Origin of the sequence: Lachnoclostridium sp. An14 (assembly GCF_002160755.1) — a bacterium.
GTDB lineage: Bacteria > Bacillota > Clostridia > Lachnospirales > Lachnospiraceae > Lachnoclostridium_A.
On record NZ_NFLE01000043.1, the window covers coordinates 1 to 19,505 of the forward strand.

The window sequence follows — 19,505 nt, forward strand, 5'->3', positions numbered from 1 at the left end:
GCCCCCGTCCGTCCCGCCCCGCGGTGATCCTGGCGGTGCTGACGCCCCTGGCTTTCCTGGCTGACATCCTGTTTATGGTGTTCTTCCACGTAAACGGCGGCGAGGCCACCAGCATGGTGTCCGGCACGGCGGTGATTCTCATGTGCGCCGGGGCCTTCTTAGGCTTTGGAAGGGACTGCCTGGAGCGGATCACCGATTATCTTACGGACGGGTTCCTCTTTGCCATCCGCATTTTCGCCCCGGTGGTGGTCATCGGCGCCTTTTTCTTCCTGGGCGGCGAGGGCATTTCCACCATCATGGGAACGGCGGAAACCTCCGGCATCATGACGGACTGGGCCGTCTGGCTGGCCCACCATGCCCCCTTAAACAAATACATGGCCGCGGCCCTGGAGCTGATCGTCGGCGGCCTCACCGGCCTGGACGGCTCCGGGTTCTCCGGCCTGCCCCTCACCGGTTCCCTGGCTGCCACCTTCGGCTCCGCCGTGGGGGCGTCCGTGCCGGTGCTGGCCTCCCTGGGACAGATCGCGGCCATCTTTGTGGGCGGCGGAACCATCGTCCCCTGGGGCATCATCCCGGTAGCGGCCATCTGCGGCGTCAGCCCTATGGAGTTAGCCAGAAAGAACTTCATCCCCGTGTGCCTGGGGTTCGCGGCCGTATTTATCCTGGCCTGTTTCCTTTTATAAGGAACGAGTTACAGACAGAACATCCCCGTGCCCGTTCCTCATTTTGCAGACTGTGCAAACACGTGCCCCCGGAGCGCCGCCGCTTCCCGCGGCAAAACGGCGCCCCTCCCAACCTTCTGACCATCCATTTTATCGGAAAGGAGTCTTTTATATGTCCGGCATCGCAGGATTTTACCATCCAGAGAAAAATTTCATGGAGCGGGAGGAATACCGCCACAACCTGCTCACCCGTTTCAACCGCAGGCTTCGGGGCCGCGGCCCTGACGACAGCGGCACCTATCTGTCCGCCCACTGCGGACTATCCCAGACCAGGCTGGCCGTCTCCGGCCTGGGCCCGTCCCCGGAGCACATCCTGGGGGTGAGCCTGGGCCATGAGCCTGTGTTTCTCCGCCGGGGCGAGGCCTCCTTCGCCCTGGTGATGGACGGAGAGCTCTACAACAAAAAAGAGCTGGAAACAGAGTTTTCCGCAGCCCTTCCGGGAAACGGCCCCTGGAGCGACGGCATGGTGCTCTTAGCCGGCTATGTAAACTGCGGCCCCGATTTCATCCGCCGGGTCAACGGCGTGTTCGCGGCCGCCATCTACGACCAGCCGAAAAACACCCTCTACCTGTTCAGGGACCGCCTGGGAGTAAAGCCCCTATTTTACACCGAGGCGGGGGAGGATTTTCTCTTTGCCTCCGCCATAAAAGCCCTGCTCTCCTACCCCGGCGTCACCGCCAGGCTGGACACGGAGGGCTTAAACGAAGTCTTTTCCCTGGGCCCCGCCAGAACCCCCGGAAAGGCCGTGTTCCAGGGAATGGCAGAGGTTCTGCCCGGCCATTTCCTCCGCGTCTCCCCGGAGGGGAAACAGTCCCTTCCCTACTGGACTCTGGAGAGCCGTCCCCATGAGGACAGCCTGGAGAAAACGGTGGAGAATACCGCCTGCCTCATCGAAGACGCGGTCAAACGGCAGCTGGAGGCCGAGGCCCCCGTCTGCACCTTCCTCTCTGGCGGCGTGGACAGCAGCCTGGTGTCCGCCATCTGCGCCAGGGAATTGAAAAAGAAGAACCGGCAGCTTGCCACCTACTCCTTTGAGTTTAAAGACAGTGAGAAATTTTTCCAGGCCTCCTCCTACCAGCCGTCCTTAGACGCCCCCTACGCGGCGAAAATGGTGGAATATTTAGACTCCGACCACCGGGTCCTCACCTGCGGATCCGCGGAGCAGTTCCACGCCCTGTTCCACTCCGTGGACGCCCACGACCTGCCCAACATGGCGGACGTGGATTCCTCCATGCTCTACTTCTGCTCCCTGGTGGGAGAACGGCACCGGGTGGCCCTCACCGGCGAATGCGCCGACGAGATCTTCGGCGGCTACCCCTGGTTCCACCGGCCGGAACTGTTTTCCGCCCCCACCTTCCCCTGGAGCGTGGATCTGGACGCCAGAAAAGTGCTCTTAAAAGACGAGTTTGCCGCCAGCCTGGACATGGAAGGCTACGTCCGCCGGGCCTATGAGGCCGCCAGGGCCGAGGCGCCCCTGCTCCCAGGAGAGACGGGGAAACAGAGCAAACGCCGGATTCTCTCCTATTTAAACTTACGCTGGTTTATGCAGACCCTGCTAAACCGCATGGACCGGGACGCGGCGGCAGGCCATCTCTCCGCCCGGGTGCCCTTTGCCGACTACCGCATTGTGGAGTACCTGTGGAACGTGCCCTGGGAGATGAAGGCCAAGGACGGGGTGGCCAAGGGGCTGCTGCGGGAGGCCGGCCGCGGACTGCTGCCGGAGGAAATCCTGTTCCGCCGGAAATCCCCCTACCCCAAGACCTACGACACCGGCTACGAGACCATGCTGGCCGATGCCCTGCGCCGCGTCCTGGAGGACTCCACTGCCCCCATTCTGCCCTTCCTGGACCGGGAAAAGACGGAGCGTTTCCTCACAAGCCCGGCGGACTACGGCCGCCCCTGGTACGGCCAGCTCATGGCGGCCCCTCAGATGATGGCCTACGTCCTCCAGCTAAACGACTGGCTGCGGAAATACTCCGTGGAAATCCTGTAGTACCCGCGCCGGCCGCAAACCGCTTTTCTTTTGGCGGCGGCAGGTCTATAATAGAACATCATACATCAGCATCAGGAGGTACATTTATGGATAAACAACAGGCATTACAGCGGATTGATCAGGAGGCGGCCCTGTTCTGCGCCGACAGCGACGCCATCTGGGACTGCCCGGAAACGGCTTATCAGGAGGAGACAGCGGCCAGGATCCTCTGTGACCGGCTGGAGGCAGAAGGATTTTCCGTCACCAGAGGGCTGGCGGGCATCGCCACCGCTTTCCTGGGCCGCTGGGGCGAAGGCCGTCCCGTCATCGGTTTTCTGGGAGAATACGACGCCCTCTCCGGCCTCAGCCAGGAGGCGGGGAGCTGTGAAAAACGGCCCCTGCCGGACATCCCCGCCGGTCACGGCTGCGGCCACAACCTCTTAGGGGCGGGCGCCCTGGCTGCCGCCTCCGCCTACAAGGCCTATCTGGAGGAAAACCGCCTTCCCGGCACCGTCCTCTACTTTGGCTGCCCGGCGGAGGAAGGCGGCAGCGGAAAAGCCTTCTTAGCCAGAGACCACGTATTTGATGAGCTGGATGCCGCCATCACCTGGCATCCCGGCGACTCCACCCAGGTCTTCGGCGGCTCCTCCCTGGCCAACTGCCAGGTCTACTACCGGTTCCACGGCACCAGCGCCCACGCCGCGGCCTGTCCCCATTTAGGGCGCAGCGCCCTGGACGCGGTGGAGCTGATGAACGTGGGCGTCCAGTTCCTGCGGGAGCACATGATCCCGGAGGCCCGCGTCCACTACGCCATCACCAACACCGGCGGCTACAGCCCCAACGTGGTGCAGCCGGAGGCGGAGGTCCTCTACCTCATCCGCAGCCCGAAAAACATCCAGGTGCGGGAGCTCCACGAGCGAGTCACCGCCATTGCCAGAGGGGCGGCGGAGATGACCGGCACCCGCATGGAGGAGGACTTCGTAAAGGCCTGCTCCAACCTGGTTCCCAACGATACCCTCTGTGAGCTGATGTGGGAAAACGTACAGGCCCTGCCCGTCCCCCAGTACACAGAGGAGGAGCGCTCCTACGCCAAAGCCATCCGCGCCACCGTACCCAAACAGAAAACCTACCTCCAGCTCTCCATGGAGCTGCTAGGCAGCCGGAAGGGACGGGCCCACGCCGAGGGCTGGGATGAGGAGGAGCCCATTTTCACAAAGCCTCTGCCCTATGAACCCACGGACGCCGTCATGCCCGGCAGCACCGACGTGGGGGACGTCAGCTGCGTCTGTCCCACGGTCCAGTGCTACGTGACTACCCAGGCGGCGGGCTCCCCCGGCCATTCCTGGCAGGTGGTGGCCCAGGGAAAGAGCGGCATCGCCCACAAGGGAATGATCTACGCCGCCAAAATCATGGCCGCCACCGCCATCGACCTCTGCCACCGCCCCGACGTGCTGGAGGCGGCGAAGGCAGAGTTAAAAGACCGGCTCGCCGAGGACGGCGGCTCCTACGTCCCGCCCATCCCCGCCGGCGTGCGGCCCCGGATCATACAGCCGGGAAAACAGCGGTAGCCCCCTGCCCCTCATTTCTCCGGTAAATATCGAAGGTTCCCGCCAGCAGCAGCCAGTTTGCCCGGAACATCCGCAGGATCTGCCAGTAACCCACCCCCGCCAAGCCGTAGTTCGACACCACCTGCAGCTTGGCGCGGATGCTTCTGGGGTCCTCAAACCACACCACATGGGACACCCCGTCCCTGCGGTAGTGGAAATAGGGGGTCTGGGCCACCTCGTCAAAAAAGATCTCCGAGCCGGTTTCCGCTGCCAGACGGACCGCCTCCACATTTCCCACAGTCCTCGCCACCGTCTCCCCCGGCTGGAAAGGAAGGGGCCAGTCATATCCGTAATTGGGTATTCCAAGGAGCAGTTTCTCCTTGGGAATCCGGCTCACGGCGTACTCCACCACCCGGCGCACCAGATTCACCGGCGCCACCGCCATGGGCTGCCCTCTGCTGTACCCCCACTCGTAGGTCATAAGCAAAGCCTGGTCGGCGGCCTCCCCCAGCAGGCGGTAATCCGTCCCTTCATATAAGGAGCCCTCCTGCCCGTCGTAAGTCTTTGGGGCCAGGGTCACCGACACCGGATAGCCCAGGGCGTTGATCACCTGGCGCAGGTCGGCCACAAAGGCGGCCAGTTTCTCACTGTCCTCCCGTTTCGCGTACTCAAAGTCCACATCCACACCCCGGTACCCCTTTTCCAGCACCGTTTCCTCCACCTGGCGGATGATGGATTCCTGGGCGGCGCTGTCGTTTAAAAACCAGGAGAGCAGCTCCCGGTCAAAGCTGCCGTTTTCATCCAGGGAGGACAGCACCAGCACGGGACTGCCGTTTCTGGCGGCAATCTCCTCCAGGATCCTGTCGTCGGGGGTATCCGGCCCGATGAGCCTGGCCTCCCGGTCAAACCGGTAGGAAAACACATACACATCCGTCAGATAGCACAAGGTCTCCTCCAGCACCTCCGTCTGAATAAAGGGGTAGGCGTAGCCGATGGAGATCACCGGCCGCCCCGGCTGGGCCATTCCCGTGCGCACCAAAAGCGCCTGCCCCACCATGAGAGGGATGTCAGACTCCAGTTGGTTATCCCACATCAGCTGTTCCAAAGGCACTCCGAACCGTCTCGCTATGCCCCAGATGGTATCTCCGGCCCGGACAACATAAATTTCCATACCATTTCACTCCTTTCTCTGTCATAACACCATATGACGCCGCCCCGCCCTTCATTCCTCCCGCCGCACAGCAGACGAAACCCTGGAATTGTCGGAAAATTTTTCGGATTTTCGGGTTTTAATTGACTGGAAATTGCAAAAATGATAGGATAAAGACAGATAAATCATCTCATAGGAAACGCTGTTTCCTGTGAAACACAGCAAAATTGCACAGGAGGGATATTATGAAACGGAAAGGAATCTGGAAACGGCTGTTTGCCATTTCCCTGTTACTGGCAGGGCTCTCTGCCGCGGGCGCCCAGGCGGCGGAAACCCGCACCCCCATCGACTATGTAAACCTCTACATCCAGGGCGACCGCAACGACGGCTGGAATGAGGACATCACCCTGCAACTCTCCACCCCGGACGAGGAATACCGCGTAGGCGACTGGTATCTGAACAATTCCAACACGGCCTCCATCCCCATTTTCAAGGTGGAGCTGTACGCCCGCAGCGGATACTATTTCTCCGTATCCTCCAACAGCGACGTGAACCTCTCCGGCGTGGACGCCCGCTGCACCGGACGCACCACAAGGGACGACCGGGAGACCCTGGTTCTCACCCTGCGGCTGGACGGCCTGGAGGTGGAGCTGGACAATGTGGGCGGAGCCGATCTGGACGAGGACGGCTACGGCTACTGGGACGAGGTCCCCGGCGCCCACCACTACGAGGTGCGCCTGTACCGCAACGACAAGTCCTACAGCCAGACCCTCAGCACCTCCGATACGGAGTATGATTTCAGCTCCATGATCGACCGTCCGGGAGACTATTATTTCCGGGTACGGGCGGTGGCCGCGAACTCCTCCGACAAAGGCGAGTGGGAGGACTCCGGCTCCTGGTATTTCGACGATCCTCTGGGGGACTACTACTATGATCCCTACTCTGACGCCTCCTATCCCGGCGCCTCCTCCTACACCTGGGTCCCCTCCGGAAACGACTGGTTCCTGCGGCTGCCAAACGGGGCCTACGCCGCCAATTCCTGGCAGTTTTTAAACGGAGACTGGTTTTATTTTGACGGGACGGGCCGGATGGTCACGGGATGGTTTTTTGACGGCACCAACTGGTTCTACTTAAATCCCACCGGCACCTACGGGGCCATGGCCACCGGCTGGGTTCTGGACGGCGGCCGCTGGTACTATATGAACACCGTCAGCGACGGCACCAGGGGCGCCATGAAAACGGGCTGGATCAGCGTATATGGGAAAGAATACTACTTAAATCCGGTGAGTGACGGCACCAGAGGCGCCATGTACGTCAACTGCGTCACCCCTGACGGCAAACTGGTGGGCCCGGACGGGGCGCGGATCCGGTAGACAATGGGATGTTTCTTTTTCTTTATGATGATGAATGATTAATGTGGACAGCAGCACACACCCGCGCCGGAGAGCGGCTGCCTCAGCAGCTCTGTTTCTCCGCGCGGCGCACATCTCCGCCGGACACATTTCAAAAGGCCCCTGCCGCGGCAAACGCAAACGCCGCGGCAGAGGCCTTTTCATCCCTTTATTTTATTCCGGCTTTCGCCTTTCCTTCCGGCCTTACGGCTCCTCGCAGAGGTCTTTAAACACCGCCAACAGGTAGTTGTAAATCCGCTCAAAGGACGCCAGATCCATACTCTCCTCCGGCGTGTGGGCCTCTTTGCAGGCGGGAGCCACGCACATAATGTCCAGATCCGGGATTTTCGCCTTGAACTCTCCACACTCCAGGCCGCCGTGAGTGGCGCCAAACTCCATCTTCCGTCCAAACATCTCCTGGAACCGTCTGTCACACAGGGCGCGCAGCTTGGAGGACGGGTCGTATTTCCAGCCGCCAAAGCAGATTCCTTTCACCGGCTCAAAGCCCAGCAGCCCGGCCAGAGTTTCCATCTCCGCGGAAATCTCCACCTTCAGGCTGTCCTCTGAGCTGCGGATGCAGTCGCAGATGTCGATGGTGTCTCCGTCCATGGCGAGAATGCCCACGTTGCTGGAGCAGACCACCAGGCCTTCCATCTCCTGGCTCATGGCGCGGACGCCGTTGGGAAGGAGCTGAAGGAAGGTGATCAGGGCGCGGGAATCCTCCGCCGTCATCACCTGATCCGCCTGCGCCCACTCACAGGCAAAGCGGAACCCGGGATCGCTGACGGAAAGCTCTGCCTTGATCTCCTCCGCCAGATTCTTAGCCAGCTCCATGGCCTCCGCCGCTTTTCCCACGGGAACCACGGCCACCGCCTTCGCCTCGCTGACGATGGCGTTCATCTTCGCCCCGCCGGTAAAGGAGGCTAAGGACAGGGGCATTTTCGCCGCGATGGCCGCCAGAATCCTGGCCATCAGCTTCAAGCCGTTTCCTCTGCCCAGGTGCATCACCGCCGCGGAGTGGCCGCCTAAAAGGCCGTCGATGGTCAGTCTCACCGCCTCTCCGTCCGCCTTCTCCCAGGCCGGCGTGCGGCGGAAATTGTAGACCTGTCCGCCTGCGCAGGACACCATGGACTCATGCTCCAGGGATGCCCCGCCGTCCATATTGATCATGCGGCGGGCGGTGAGAAGGGAGGCGTCGATCTCCATAGCCCCCAAAAGCCCGATCTCCTCCATGCTGGTAAACACGCACTCCAGCGGGGGATGGACGTAGTCCTCCTTTGCCAGGAACGCCAGCATATAGGCGCAGGCCATGCCGTCATCCGCCCCCAGGGTGGTGTCCTTCGCGGTGAGCCAGCCGTCCTTGATCTCCAGCTGCAGGGGATCCTTCGTAAAGTCGTGGCTGCTGCCCGGCAGTTTCACGCAGACCATGTCCGTGTGGCCCTGGAGCATCAGCGCCGGCAGGTGTTCACAGCCCTTAGAGCCGGGCTTTTTCACGATCACGTTGTGAACCTTGTCCCGGTGGTAGGTCAGGCCTCTCTCCTCCGCAAACCGGCAGATGTAGTCTGCCACCGCCCCCTCGTTCCCGGATCCTCTGGGAATGGCGGAAATCTCCTCAAAATACCGGAGCGCGTCCTCCGGCTCGTACCCTTTTGTAATGTAATTCATCTCAAGCATTACCTCCCTTTCTCCGCGGCAGAGCGCGGAACCGTATGGAAGATATTATAGCAGGTTTCCGCTTCCGGCTCAACCGGATTTGGAGGTTTTGCCGCTTTTCAGCCGCCTTTCCGAAAACGGGCCGCAACCGGTTCCCCGGGACATCCAGACCGCTTTTCCTCTCCTCCAAAGGACGGCTGGGACTGGTTCCAGGCTAAAGGGTCTAACGGCGGCGTTTCACCTGAAGATCCGCCAGGCCGTACACCGTCCCTTCCATGCTGCCGTTTCCGGAAAAGGCCAGGTATCCGCCCTCGTGCTCCTCCTGTCCGCAGTCGGCGTACACACGGGTGGAAAAGGCCATCTCCCCGTCATTGACGAAGATCTCCAGGGAGGAGACGTCGGAAAAGATCCGCAGCCTGCGAAACTCCTTTACTGCCCCGTGGCGCGTATCCCGGCCGAACCCGCCCTCCTGGATGGAAAGGCTTAACACGCCGTTTTCCAGGGAGAGCCGGGTGCCTGCCCGTAGCTGCAGCTCCATGGAGGTACAGCCGGAAAACTGAAATTCCGCCTCAAACACCGGCCCCAGAGACCGTCTTAACAGCTCTCCGGCCACATTCAGCTGCTCCCCGTCCGCGAACCGCCAACGCTCCCGGCGCAGCTCCTTCAATTCCTCCAGGGGCTCCTGATAGAGAACGCCGTCCTTCACGTGCAGCTGCCTGGGCAGCGTCAGCGCGTGCTGCCAGCCGTCCTTTGCCGTGGGATTTTCGTAGGAGGCCTCCGGAATCCCCATCCATCCGATGAGGATCCGCCGCCCCCGCCCGTCTAAAAAGGTCTGGGGGGCGTAAAAGTCAAATCCCCGGTCCACCGCCTGGAACACCGGCGTCTCCTTCACCAAAAAGCGGCCGTTCTCAAAATCCCCGTCGATACACATGAAAGTATTCTGGTGGACGTTCTCGTACTCGATCCCCTCACGCGGCACTCCCTGGGGACAGCTGATGAGGCAAAGCTCCCCGTCCAGGAAAAACAGATCCGGGCACTCCCACATATATCCGAAAGGCTCTCTGGTGGAGATTCTGGAACAGTATGTCCAGTGTTTCAGATCCTCCGAGCGGTACACCAGCACCAGCCCGCGGCTCTCTAAATCCCTGGCCCCCAGTACCATATAGTAGCGGCCCTCATGCTTTAAAATCTTGGGATCCCGCACATGGCAGCTGATGTCGTCCGGATAGTCCGCCGTGGTCATCAAAAGCTCTTTTTCCGTGAAATGCTGCCCATCCCGGCTGGTCATGTGGATCGTGTTGCTGCCCCGTCCGGCGGTGATGTAGTCGTAATCCGGCCGGTCAAAATACTTCACGTTTCCCGTGTAAAAATAGTGGATCACCCCATCCTCTGAAAACGCGGAGCCGGAGTACACCCCGTGGGCATCGAAATCGTGGTCGGGAAACAGCACCGGCCCCAGGTCCTCATAGTGGAGGAAATCCCTGGTGGTACAGTGGTTCCACAGCTTGATGGCCCCGTCGGCCCCGAAGGGATCGTACTGGTGATAAATGTGGTACGTCCCGTCCACCTCCACCAGGCCGTTGGGATCGTTCACCCAGCCGGTCTCCGGCATCAGATGGTAGCGGAGGCGGTGGGGCTCCCGCCCCACCTGCTCCCTGAGCGCCTGGTTTTCCTCATACCACCGCTCATAGTCCTCTCTCGTCACTTTATGGTATTTTTCAATTTTCACGCACAGTCCTCCTGTCTGCGCAGCCGCGCTCCGGCTGCATATTTCCCCCCGCGGTCCGCCTGCCTTATGACCGGCGGATCACCACCGCCGGGTCTCCCGCCTTGGCGGCGGCAGCCGGACGGGGCTCCACAGAGGCGTCCTCCAGTTCCGGAAGGATCATCATGGTCTGGGTGCTGTAGCCGGCGGCGCGGATTTTCTCCAGATCCGCCTTTACCAGCACATCCCCGGTTTTCACCTCGTCTCCCTGTTTCACAAAGGACTGGAAACCGTCGCCGTCCAGCTTTACGGTGTCGATGCCTACGTGGATCAGCACCTCCGTCCCCGCCTTCGTGGTCAGGCCCACGGCGTGGCAGGTGGGGAAGATCATGCTCACAGTGCCGTCGCAGGGGGCGCACACCGTCCCGTCTGTGGGGTTTACGGCCACTCCGTCTCCCAGGGCGCGGGAGGCAAAGGCCTCGTCCTCAGACTGGGATACGGGAAGGATCTCTCCCGCCATGGGAGCGTACAGCACTTCCTCCGCGGCAGGGGCCTCTCCGGCCGTCTCCTGGGCTTTGGCGTTTTTCGTTTCTGCCGCCGCGCCAGATATGGTTTCCACTGTTTCCGGCTCTGCGTACACAGCGGCCTTCTTTGCCGTTCCCGCCGGCTCCTCCTCCAGGTGGTTCTTCTTCCACAGAATCACCGTCAGCAGGAAGGAAACGCCCATGGACAGCACCAGACCGATGGCAAACTGCAGATAGTGGTCCGGTTTCATGGAGATAAAGCCAGGCAGGCCGGCGGCGCCCAGGGCCTGGGCCAGGGTCTTTGTCATCGCCAGGTAGGCACTTCCCACGGCAGATCCGATGATGGCCGCGTAGAAGGGGTATTTTAACTTCAGGGTCACGCCGAACATGGCCGGCTCGGTGATTCCTAAAAGGGCGGAAATTCCAGACGCGGAGCAGATGGATTTCATCTTCTCGTTCTTTGTAAGCATCAGCACAGCCAGCACCGCCGCGCCCTGGGCTACGTTGTTCATGCTGGCGGTGGAGAAAATAAAGCTGCCGCCGGTGGTGGCGCTCTCCGCGATCAGCTGGGTCTCAATGGCGATAAAGCTGTGGTGCATTCCCGTCAGGGTGATGGGGGCGTAGATCAGGCCGAACACGGCGCCGCCCACAGCTCCCAGGGAGTTGTAAAGCCAGGTGATCCCCGCGGCCAGCAGATTGCCGGCCTCCCGCATCACCGGCCCCACCAGGATGAAGGTCAGGAAGGAGGTCACCAGGATGGAAATCAGGGGCGTGGTCAGGTTATCCAGCCAGGAGGGCGTCACCCGATGGAGACGCTTTTCGATATTTGCCAGGATCCAGGACACCGCCAGCACGGGAAGCACCGTCCCCTGATAGCCGATGGCCGCGATCTCCAGGCCGAACACGTTCCACACCGCCGGCTCTCCCACTCCGATCTGATAAGCGCTCATCAGGTCGGGATGGACCATAATCATGCCCATGGCCGCTCCCAGGAAGGGGTTTCCGCCGAATTTCTTCGCCGCGCTGAAGCCGATGAGCACCGGCAGGAAGGTGAAGGGGGCGCTGGCAAAGAGGTTGATGGCCGTAGCCAGCCCCGCCCACTGGGGGTAGAGGGCAATGATGGACTGCCCGTGGATCAGATTGGAGGTGAGCAGGTTGTTTAAGCCCATGAGCAGACCTCCCGCCACGATGGCAGGGATGATGGGGACGAAAATATCGCTGAGCAGCTTGACAAACCGCTGCACGGCATTTCCCTTTTTCTCCTCCTCCGGTTCTCCGGCCCGGGCGCTCTCGTCCAGGTTCCCCAGCTGTTTCTGCACCTCGGCGCACACCAGGTTTACCGTGCCGGAGCCGAAGATAATCTGAAACTGGGACTGGGTCAGAAATACGCCCTTCACTCCTTCCAGATCGCTGATGGCTTCCTCATTGCGCAGGCTGTTGTCCCGCAGCTGGAGACGGAGCCTGGTGGCGCAGTGCGCTACGGAGCGGATGTTTTCCCGGCCTCCTACCAGCCGGATGACTTCGCCGGCAACTTTTGCATAATCCATAAAAATACTCCTCCTTCTTTTCATTTTCCTCGTTCTTTTGTGGTATCGGTTCCATATGCTTAATATATACCTTTTCCTCGCAAAAATCAATAGCTTTTATGGAACCGGTGCCATTTTTAGTTAACAAAAATCAGGCTGATTTTTTGTCTATTTTTCACAAATCAGCCTGATCCTTTTTCCCTTTCGGCGAAAACCCTTTTGATCCGCGTGCATTTTCACGTATGAGTACGCCTGTAATTTCGCTGTGATTTTTGCTGTGAGTTACGCCGGTGATTTTTACCCATGATTTATGCCGGTGATTTTCCCTTGTGTTTTTTGTCTGTGATCTCCCCTGGTGATTTCCCTCTGCGATTTTCCCCTGTGATTTTCACCTGCGAGTTCCCTCTGCGATTTTCCCCTGTGATTTTCACCTGCGAGTTCCCCCTGCGATTTTCCCTTGTAATTTTCGCCTATGGGTTCCCCCTGCGATTTTCCCTTGCGATTTTCGCCTGTGAGTCCCTCCGTAATCTGCCCGCGTTATCAGAGAACGGGTTTCTTCTCCCGCGGCCGTTTCACGCTTCCGCCCTCGATCAGCCGGAATCCCACCACCTGCTTTTTGGGAACCGGTTCCCCACGGATGATTTTCAGCAGGGTTTCCGCCCCCAGATAGCCCACGGCGTAGGAGTCAAATTTGATGGTGGTCAGCTCCGGCGACAGCAGGGAGCTCTCGCCGTAGCCGCCGAAGGCCGCCACAGACACATCGTCCGGAATGGAAAGCCCACGGCTTGCCAAAATCCGGTAGGCCCCGAAGGCCAGGCGGTCCGTGGCGCAGATGATGGCGTCCGCCGGCCCTTCCCGCAGCAGCCGGTCCGTCATCTCCTGGCCGCTCTCATAGCTGTAGTCCCCGGTGAGCACCCGCACGTTTTCCAGGCCGCAGCTTTTTAGGCCGTCCAGAACCCCTTTCTTTCGGATCACGCCCACGGCCGCGTCCTTCTCATAGACTCCCAGATAGGCGGGATGTTTCGGGCCCGCCGCCCCCACATACCGCCCCATGGCAAAGCCGGCCTCGTAATCGTCATCCACCACGGAGATTCCGCCTCCGTACTCCTGGGCCAGGACCACCACCGGCACGGCGCTGTTCTCCAAAAGCTCCCTGTGTTCCTCCACAATGGAGATGGAGCTTAACAGGATGCCGTCCACGTTCAGGCTCATCAGGCGCTGGATATTTTTCAGCTCCAGCTGGATGTCGTGATCGGAGTTTTTGATCAGCGTCTCATACCCCTCCGACCGCAGGTAGCGGTCGATGCTGGTGATCACCCGGCTGCTGATCTTGGAATTTAAGGAAGGCACCACCACGCCGATCACGTTGCTCTCCCTGGCCTTCAGCCTGGCGAAGGCGTTCGGCTCATAGCCGTGGGCCTCCGCCACCCGCCGGATCTTCTCCCTGGTCTCCTCCTTCACGTAGCCCCCGTTGAAATACCGGGAAACGGTGCTCTTTGTCACCCCCGCCATGTGGGCAATGTCTGCCATGGTAACCTTTGCCATGATTCGCTTCTCTCCTTTCCCGGCCCGCTATGCTCTGTTTTCACACTGGAACCGGTGCCTCAAGTACATAGGGACAGTATAGCACAAAACGGAGGCGGTGAGAATCCCTTTCGCCCGTTCCCACGCAAAACCACGCGCAAAACCGCACACAAACTTGTGGAAACCTACGGAAATCTTTTGGAAATCTTCCGAAAAACACCTCCCGGACCGGACGCTCCAAGCCAAGCTCCCGCAAAGCGTTTCCCCTTTTCCCCGGCCCGGCTCCCACAGAAAACGGACCGTCCACCCCGGCCAGCCCGGCCGTCCGTTTCCCCTGTCGGAATTCGCCCTCGCCAAAGCCTTTCCGCCGCAGCCCCCAAAGGTTCCCGCGGCAAAAAACGGGGATTGACAGCCCCGCCTTCCAGTGCTATTTTGTTTAAGCCAACGCCGCGCCGGTGGCCCGCGGCCGAACGGATTTTCCCCGGCTCCCGGGGATGGATAAAAAAGTGTGCGCTTGGCGCACACTCGCGCCGGAGCGCGGCTGCGCCAGCAGCCATATTCCTCTGCGCGGAGTGCGCCTCCTTGCGGAGCATTCTTGTTTAACTGGAAACGAAGTTTCCTGTTAAACGAGAAAAAAGGAGGCATGATAGATATGAACCAAACAACCTGTCACACCGAGGAGGCGAACCCTTATGGACCGTGATTATCTCATTCAGAAAAAACCCTTAAACGCCCTGGTGCTCTTTTCCCTGCCCATTATCATAGGAAACTTATTCCAGCAGACCTACACCATGGCCGATTCCGCCATCGTGGGCCGCTACGTAGGGGAACAGGCCCTGGCGGCTGTGGGGGCGTCCTACTCCCTCACCAACATTTTCATCTGCGTCGCCATCGGAGGCGGCATCGGCTCCTCCGTCATCGTCAGCCGGTATTTCGGCTCCCAAAAGTACGGCCGGATGAAGGCGGCGGCCTACACCGCCCTCACCGTGTTCCTGCTGGTGAGCCTGTTTCTGGCAGGGTTCGGGCTGTTATTTTCCCGCCCCATCCTGGCGGCCCTAAACACGCCGGCGGACGTGTTTGATATGGCGGCCCAGTATTTGAACATCTATTTTCTGGGACTGCCCTTCCTCTTTATGTACAACGTGCTGTCCTCCATGTTCAACGCCCTGGGAAAATCGAAGATCCCCCTCGGTTTCCTGATATTTTCCTCCGTCTTTAACATCGCGTTGGATCTGGTCCTGGTGACCCGGTTCCACATGGGGGTGGCGGGAGCGGCATGGGCCACCCTCATCGCCCAGGGCATCTCGGCGGTGCTCTCCTTCCTGGTGCTGCTGCTCCAGTTCCGCTCCATGGAGGGAGAGCGGGGAAAATGGTTCGCCAGAGAGGAACTCCTTCCCATGATGAAAATTTCCCTGCCCTCCATTTTGCAGCAGTCCACCGTCTCCATCGGCATGACGTTAGTGCAGTCCGTGGTAAACGGGTTCGGCTCCGAGGCCCTGGCGGGATTTTCCGCGGCCATGCGCATCGAGTCCATCTGCGTCGTCCCCATGAGCGGCATCGGAAACGCCGTGTCCTCCTACACCGCCCAGAACATCGGCGCCGGAAAACAGCACCGGGTCACGGAGGGCTACCGCGCCGCCAACAAGCTGGTCATCTTCTGCGCCGTCCTCATCCTTCTGGTGCTGGAGCTGTTCCCCAGGCAGCTCATCTCCCTGTTTCTGGGGGAGGACGGCACCGCCGTGGCCATGGAGACGGGACAGGGCTACCTGGTTTTCATGGGATTTTTCTTCTGCCTGATCGGCTTTAAGATGGCGGTGGACGGCCTTCTGCGGGGCGCCGGAGATATGAAAATGTTTACGGTGGCCAACCTGACAAACCTGACGGTGCGGGTGGCAGTGGCCATGGCCTTTGCCCCCCGTTTCGGCATCGCCTTTGTCTGGTACGCGGTGCCCATCGGCTGGTTCCTCAACTGGGCCATCTCCTTTTTCCAGTACCGCACCGGGACGTGGAAACGGGTCTACCGGGGCTAAAGCGCGGGCAGGCTTTGCGCCGGAGGCTTTTGCCATCGGAAACGCAGCCTCCCATGACAAAAAAGGAAGAAAACCGTCTTTTTCCTGGCAAAAACCTGGAAAAAACTGCCTTTCTTCCTTATAAATGCGAAAAAGACTTGCAGGAACTGTCCCCGCAACCTATAATGATGTCGTAGCGATCCGAACAGTTCGGGTCCTGCGGCATTTTTCATGTCAGAGGAAACTGCGTTCCCTATGACACAAAAGCCTCCGGCGGGAGGCGCACTACGCGCAAAGGAAATTGGCTGCTGGCGCAGCCGCGCACCGGCGCGAGTGTGCGCCGTTTCGCACACGCTTTCATATCATTATCACAAAAAAAGGAGTGAGCCATGCTTACACGAGCGATGAACGGGAAATCCCTGCGCACGGCGTGCCTGTTGCTGTTGCTACTGGTGCTGTTTAGCTGCCGTGCCGGCATTTCCGCCTCCGCCGCCAACGTCCGGACGCCCACGGCATCCGGGGCTGTCACCTACGGGAACAGCCGGGTGACCATCGACGCCTCCAACATTTCGGAGGGCTATGTGATGGTAAAATACACCGGCAGCAACCCGAAGATCAAGGTGCAGATCTCAAAAGACGGCGTGGAGACTTATACCTACAACCTGAATTCCTCCGGAAACTACGAGGTATTCCCCTTTTCCGAGGGAAACGGGACCTACACCATCAAGGTGTTTGAGAACATCAGCGGAAACCAGTATTCCCAGGCCTTCAGCCAGGCGGTTTCCGTGCAGCTTTCCAGCGAACTGTCCCCCTTCCTCTATCCCAACCAGTTCTGCAACTTTTCCGCGTCCTCCGCGGTGGTGCCCCTGGCGGATGAGCTGACGAAGGACGCGGCGGACGAGCTGGCCAAGGTGGCCGGCGTCTACAACTGGGTGGTGGACAATATTTCCTACGACACCAACCTGGCCGCCACCGTTTCCAGCGGCTACCTGCCGGATGTGGACAGCGTCCTGGCAAAGAAAAAGGGCATCTGCTTTGATTACGCCGCCCTCATGACCTCCATGCTGCGGGCAGAGGACGTCCCCACCAAGCTGGTGGTGGGCTATTCCGGCTCCGTCTACCACGCCTGGATCTCCGTCTACACCAAGGCCAGCGGCTGGGTGGACAATGTGATCTACTTCGACGGCAACGCCTGGAAACTGATGGACCCCACCTTCGCCTCCAACGGAAAGCGAAGCGCCGCCATCATGGACTACATTGGAAACGGCAGCAATTACCGGACCAGATTCTCATATTAATACATTGCGGAGGAACCGATTATGTCAAAAAAAACTGAAACCTATCAGGGGCTTGTCCTCTCCCGTTTCTGCACCCAGCTCTCCATCCTGATCCGCTCAGGCGTTCCCCTCTACGAGGGACTGGAGGCCATGGCGGAGGACGGGGAAAATGACGGGGAGAAACAGCGCCTTCTCTCCATGGCGGAACAGCTCCGCCTGGGAGAGCCCTTAAGCGCCTCCCTGGCCAAAAGCGGCGCCTTCCCGGAGTACGTTATCCACATGACCCGCCTGGGAGAGACCACCGGAAACCTGGATGTCTGCATGGAAAGCCTGGCATCCCACTACGAGCAGGAATACTACCTTTCCGAGAACCTGCGCAAGGCCGTCACCTATCCGGCCATGATGGTGGTCATGCTGCTCATCATCCTGTTTGTCCTGTTCTCCAAGGTCATGCCGGTGTTCACCGGGGTGTACGAATCCCTGGGCACCTCCATCCCCGACGCGGCCCAGGCCGCCATGGAGTTTGGCAGCATCTTTTCCGGAGCTGCCCTCATCCTGGCCGCTGCCGCCGCGGTGGTGATGGCCTTCGCGGCTGTTTCCGGCCGTTTCGGCAGACAGCCCGCCTTTGTCCAGGCCATCTATAAAAGTTTTCAGAACCACTCCTCCGTGGCGAAGGCAGCGTCCCTGCGCCGCCTCTGCTCCGCCGTTTCCCTCAGCATGAAAAGCGGGCTGCGGACGGAGGAAGGCATCGACATCGCCGCCGGACTGGTGCAAAGCGAGTCCCTGGCGAAAAAGCTCCAGGCGGTGCGGGAGGATGTGGCCTCCGGCTCCGACTTTTACGAGGCGGTGAAAAAGACGGACATCTTCACCGGATTTGACCTGCAGATGCTGCGCACCGGCTCCCGGGCGGGACAGCTGGACACGGTGTTAGATTCCCTGGCCGGGGACTACGCCCAGAAATCCCAGGACAGTATTGAGAAGATGATCTCCATGCTGGAACCGGCTGTGGTGGCTGTCCTTGCCGTGGCCGTGGGCCTGGTGCTCTTAGCTGTCATGCTCCCCCTTGCGGGCATTCTTTCTACGATCGGAGTGTAATCTATGCTACATATTGAACCAGTAAAACAGAAGCGTTCCCTGCCGGGAACCGTCCTCTCCGCCGTCCTTTTAGCGGCGGTGCTGGCGGCGTTTCTCATCTGCGTCCGCTCCGTCTCCGGACGGACCGCCGGGGAGCAGCTTGACATCCTGGAAAACGCCATCCGGCGGGCCAGCGTCCAGTGCTACGCCATCGAGGGCCGCTATCCGCCCAGCGTGGACTATCTGAAGGAACATTACGGGATTGTGGTGGACGAGGAGAAGTACGCCGTATTTTACGACGGTTTCGCCTCCAATCTGATGCCGGACATCACCGTGATCCCCCTTGAGAGCGAGGAGGAACGCCTATGAAATCATCTTCCAGCCGGAGTACAGCCTTTTCCGGGCTCGGCTCCCTGTTTTCCCTTCTGCTCTTTCTGGTGTTTGTGCTCTGCGCCCTGTTCACCATCATGACCGGCAGCCGGGTGTACGCCAACATCCAGGATAAGGACAACGCCATTTTCACCAGGGATACCTCCGTATCCTACATCAAAAACAAGGTTCGCCAGGCCGACCGGGCGGGACAGATCTCCGTCCGGGATATGGAAGGGGTGAGCGTCCTCTGCATCGCTGACGGGGAGCTTTCCACGGCGGACACCGTATACGAAACCTATATTTATGCCCGGGACGGGTGGCTCATGGAGCTCTTTACCTCCAGAGACAGCGGCCTGACCCTGGCAGACGGCATTCCGGTGATGGAGTGCGGCGACGCGGCCTTTCAGATCCTCACAGAGGACGGGACCGGGGAAATGGGACGGGAGGTCCGCCTTCTCTCCCTGCGCCTGGACAGCCGGGAGCCTTCCTATATCCGTCTGATGTGCGGAGAGGCGGCGGCAGAAACCGGCTCCCTTTCCCCAGCGGACAGGGAAACCGATCTGGAAACGGCCCTTCCTGAAAACGCCGCCGGCCCGGACGGGGAAATGGCTCCCTCTCCGGAAACCGTCACCATCCTTGAGGAAGGAGGCATCTTATGAGTTCACAAAATCACCGTCTCTCCTTCCGCTCCCACGGCCTGCTCATGGAGCTCACCTTTGTGTGCGGGTTCTTCGCGGTGGCCGCCTGCGTGTTCGTGCTGGTATTTCTGAAGGCCGGCCGGTTAAGCGCCGCGGCGGAGGACATTTCCGCCTCTGTAAACGCCGCCCAGACCATCGTGGAGACCGTTCTCCCCGACGGGAACACGGCGGACGGCACGGAAAGCTACACCATCTCCTTTGACTCCGACTGGAACCGCCAGGAATCCCCGGAACACGCCTACGCCACCGCCCAGGTGACGGAGACCTGGGACAACGGCCTGGTGCACATGGAAATCACCGTCATCTCCGCCGGGGGCGAAGAGCTTTACCGGCTGAGCGCGGACCGGGATTTCAGTTAGGA

14 protein-coding genes and 1 pseudogene are annotated in these 19,505 nt (G+C 60.2%); 10 read left to right on the forward strand and 5 right to left on the reverse strand.

From position 1 onward, the window contains the following. The 3 genes and pseudogenes from B5E84_RS17445 to B5E84_RS17455 all read left to right on the forward strand — a co-directional run. Positions 1-683, forward strand: a pseudogene (locus tag B5E84_RS17445) (citrate transporter); the annotation flags it as partial. A gap of 151 nt (positions 684-834) precedes the next feature. Beyond that, entirely contained in the window at positions 835-2,715 is a 1,881-nt protein-coding gene (gene asnB, locus B5E84_RS17450) for an asparagine synthase (glutamine-hydrolyzing) (protein WP_087225316.1), read from the forward strand. An 86-nt stretch (positions 2,716-2,801) separates the two neighbouring features. Further along, positions 2,802-4,262, forward strand: coding sequence for a M20 family metallopeptidase (locus B5E84_RS17455; protein WP_087225319.1), 1,461 nt, complete (start codon positions 2,802-2,804; stop codon positions 4,260-4,262). Here the strand turns inward: B5E84_RS17455 and B5E84_RS17460 are convergent. Next, complete coding sequence (locus B5E84_RS17460) at positions 4,237-5,412, reverse strand: glycoside hydrolase family 18 protein (protein WP_087225322.1); 1,176 nt, start codon at positions 5,410-5,412, stop codon at positions 4,237-4,239. The two genes, B5E84_RS17455 and B5E84_RS17460, sit on opposite strands and share 26 nt — an antisense overlap. Before the next feature lie 224 nt (positions 5,413-5,636). On the opposite strand from B5E84_RS17460, the gene B5E84_RS17465 reads away from it, so the two are divergent. Next, a complete protein-coding gene (locus tag B5E84_RS17465) occupies positions 5,637-6,764 on the forward strand; it encodes a PspC-like choline-binding domain-containing protein (protein WP_087225325.1) in 1,128 nt (375 codons plus the stop codon). A gap of 222 nt (positions 6,765-6,986) precedes the next feature. On the opposite strand, the gene pepD is transcribed toward B5E84_RS17465, so the two are convergent. The 4 genes from pepD to B5E84_RS17485 all read right to left on the reverse strand — a co-directional run bounded on the left by pepD (position 6,987) and on the right by B5E84_RS17485 (position 13,735). Next, positions 6,987-8,447 (reverse strand): beta-Ala-His dipeptidase, encoded by a 1,461-nt coding sequence (gene pepD / locus B5E84_RS17470; protein ID WP_162612889.1) that lies wholly within the window; start codon positions 8,445-8,447, stop codon positions 6,987-6,989. A gap of 211 nt (positions 8,448-8,658) precedes the next feature. Beyond that, positions 8,659-10,158: a glycoside hydrolase family 32 protein gene (locus B5E84_RS17475; RefSeq protein WP_087225383.1), complete on the reverse strand. Its 1,500-nt coding sequence runs from the start codon at positions 10,156-10,158 to the stop codon at positions 8,659-8,661. Positions 10,159-10,228: 70 nt separating this feature from the next. After that, on the reverse strand, positions 10,229-12,211 hold the full coding sequence (locus B5E84_RS17480) for a sucrose-specific PTS transporter subunit IIBC (protein WP_087225330.1): 1,983 nt from the start codon (positions 12,209-12,211) through the stop codon (positions 10,229-10,231). Positions 12,212-12,730: 519 nt separating this feature from the next. Next, entirely contained in the window at positions 12,731-13,735 is a 1,005-nt protein-coding gene (locus tag B5E84_RS17485; protein ID WP_087225333.1) for a LacI family DNA-binding transcriptional regulator, read from the reverse strand. Positions 13,736-14,406: 671 nt separating this feature from the next. Between B5E84_RS17485 and B5E84_RS17495 the strand changes: the two genes are divergently transcribed. The 6 genes from B5E84_RS17495 to B5E84_RS17525 all read left to right on the forward strand — a co-directional run bounded on the left by B5E84_RS17495 (position 14,407) and on the right by B5E84_RS17525 (position 19,503). After that, complete coding sequence (locus B5E84_RS17495; protein WP_087225339.1) at positions 14,407-15,744, forward strand: MATE family efflux transporter; 1,338 nt, start codon at positions 14,407-14,409, stop codon at positions 15,742-15,744. A 368-nt stretch (positions 15,745-16,112) separates the two neighbouring features. Further along, entirely contained in the window at positions 16,113-17,021 is a 909-nt protein-coding gene (locus B5E84_RS17505; RefSeq protein WP_087225345.1) for a transglutaminase-like domain-containing protein, read from the forward strand. Positions 17,022-17,042: 21 nt separating this feature from the next. Continuing rightward, positions 17,043-18,095, forward strand: coding sequence for a type II secretion system F family protein (locus tag B5E84_RS17510; RefSeq protein WP_087225349.1), 1,053 nt, complete (start codon positions 17,043-17,045; stop codon positions 18,093-18,095). Between the two features lie 3 nt (positions 18,096-18,098). Continuing rightward, complete coding sequence (locus B5E84_RS17515; protein WP_087225352.1) at positions 18,099-18,443, forward strand: hypothetical protein; 345 nt, start codon at positions 18,099-18,101, stop codon at positions 18,441-18,443. Beyond that, complete coding sequence (locus B5E84_RS17520; protein WP_087225355.1) at positions 18,440-19,105, forward strand: DUF4860 domain-containing protein; 666 nt, start codon at positions 18,440-18,442, stop codon at positions 19,103-19,105. Before B5E84_RS17515 ends, B5E84_RS17520 begins: the two co-directional genes overlap by 4 nt. Further along, the gene (locus B5E84_RS17525) at positions 19,102-19,503 is read left to right on the forward strand and encodes a hypothetical protein (protein ID WP_087225358.1); all 402 of its coding nucleotides are present in this window, start codon (positions 19,102-19,104) and stop codon (positions 19,501-19,503) included. Before B5E84_RS17520 ends, B5E84_RS17525 begins: the two co-directional genes overlap by 4 nt. The last annotated feature ends 2 nt before the right edge of the window (positions 19,504-19,505 follow it).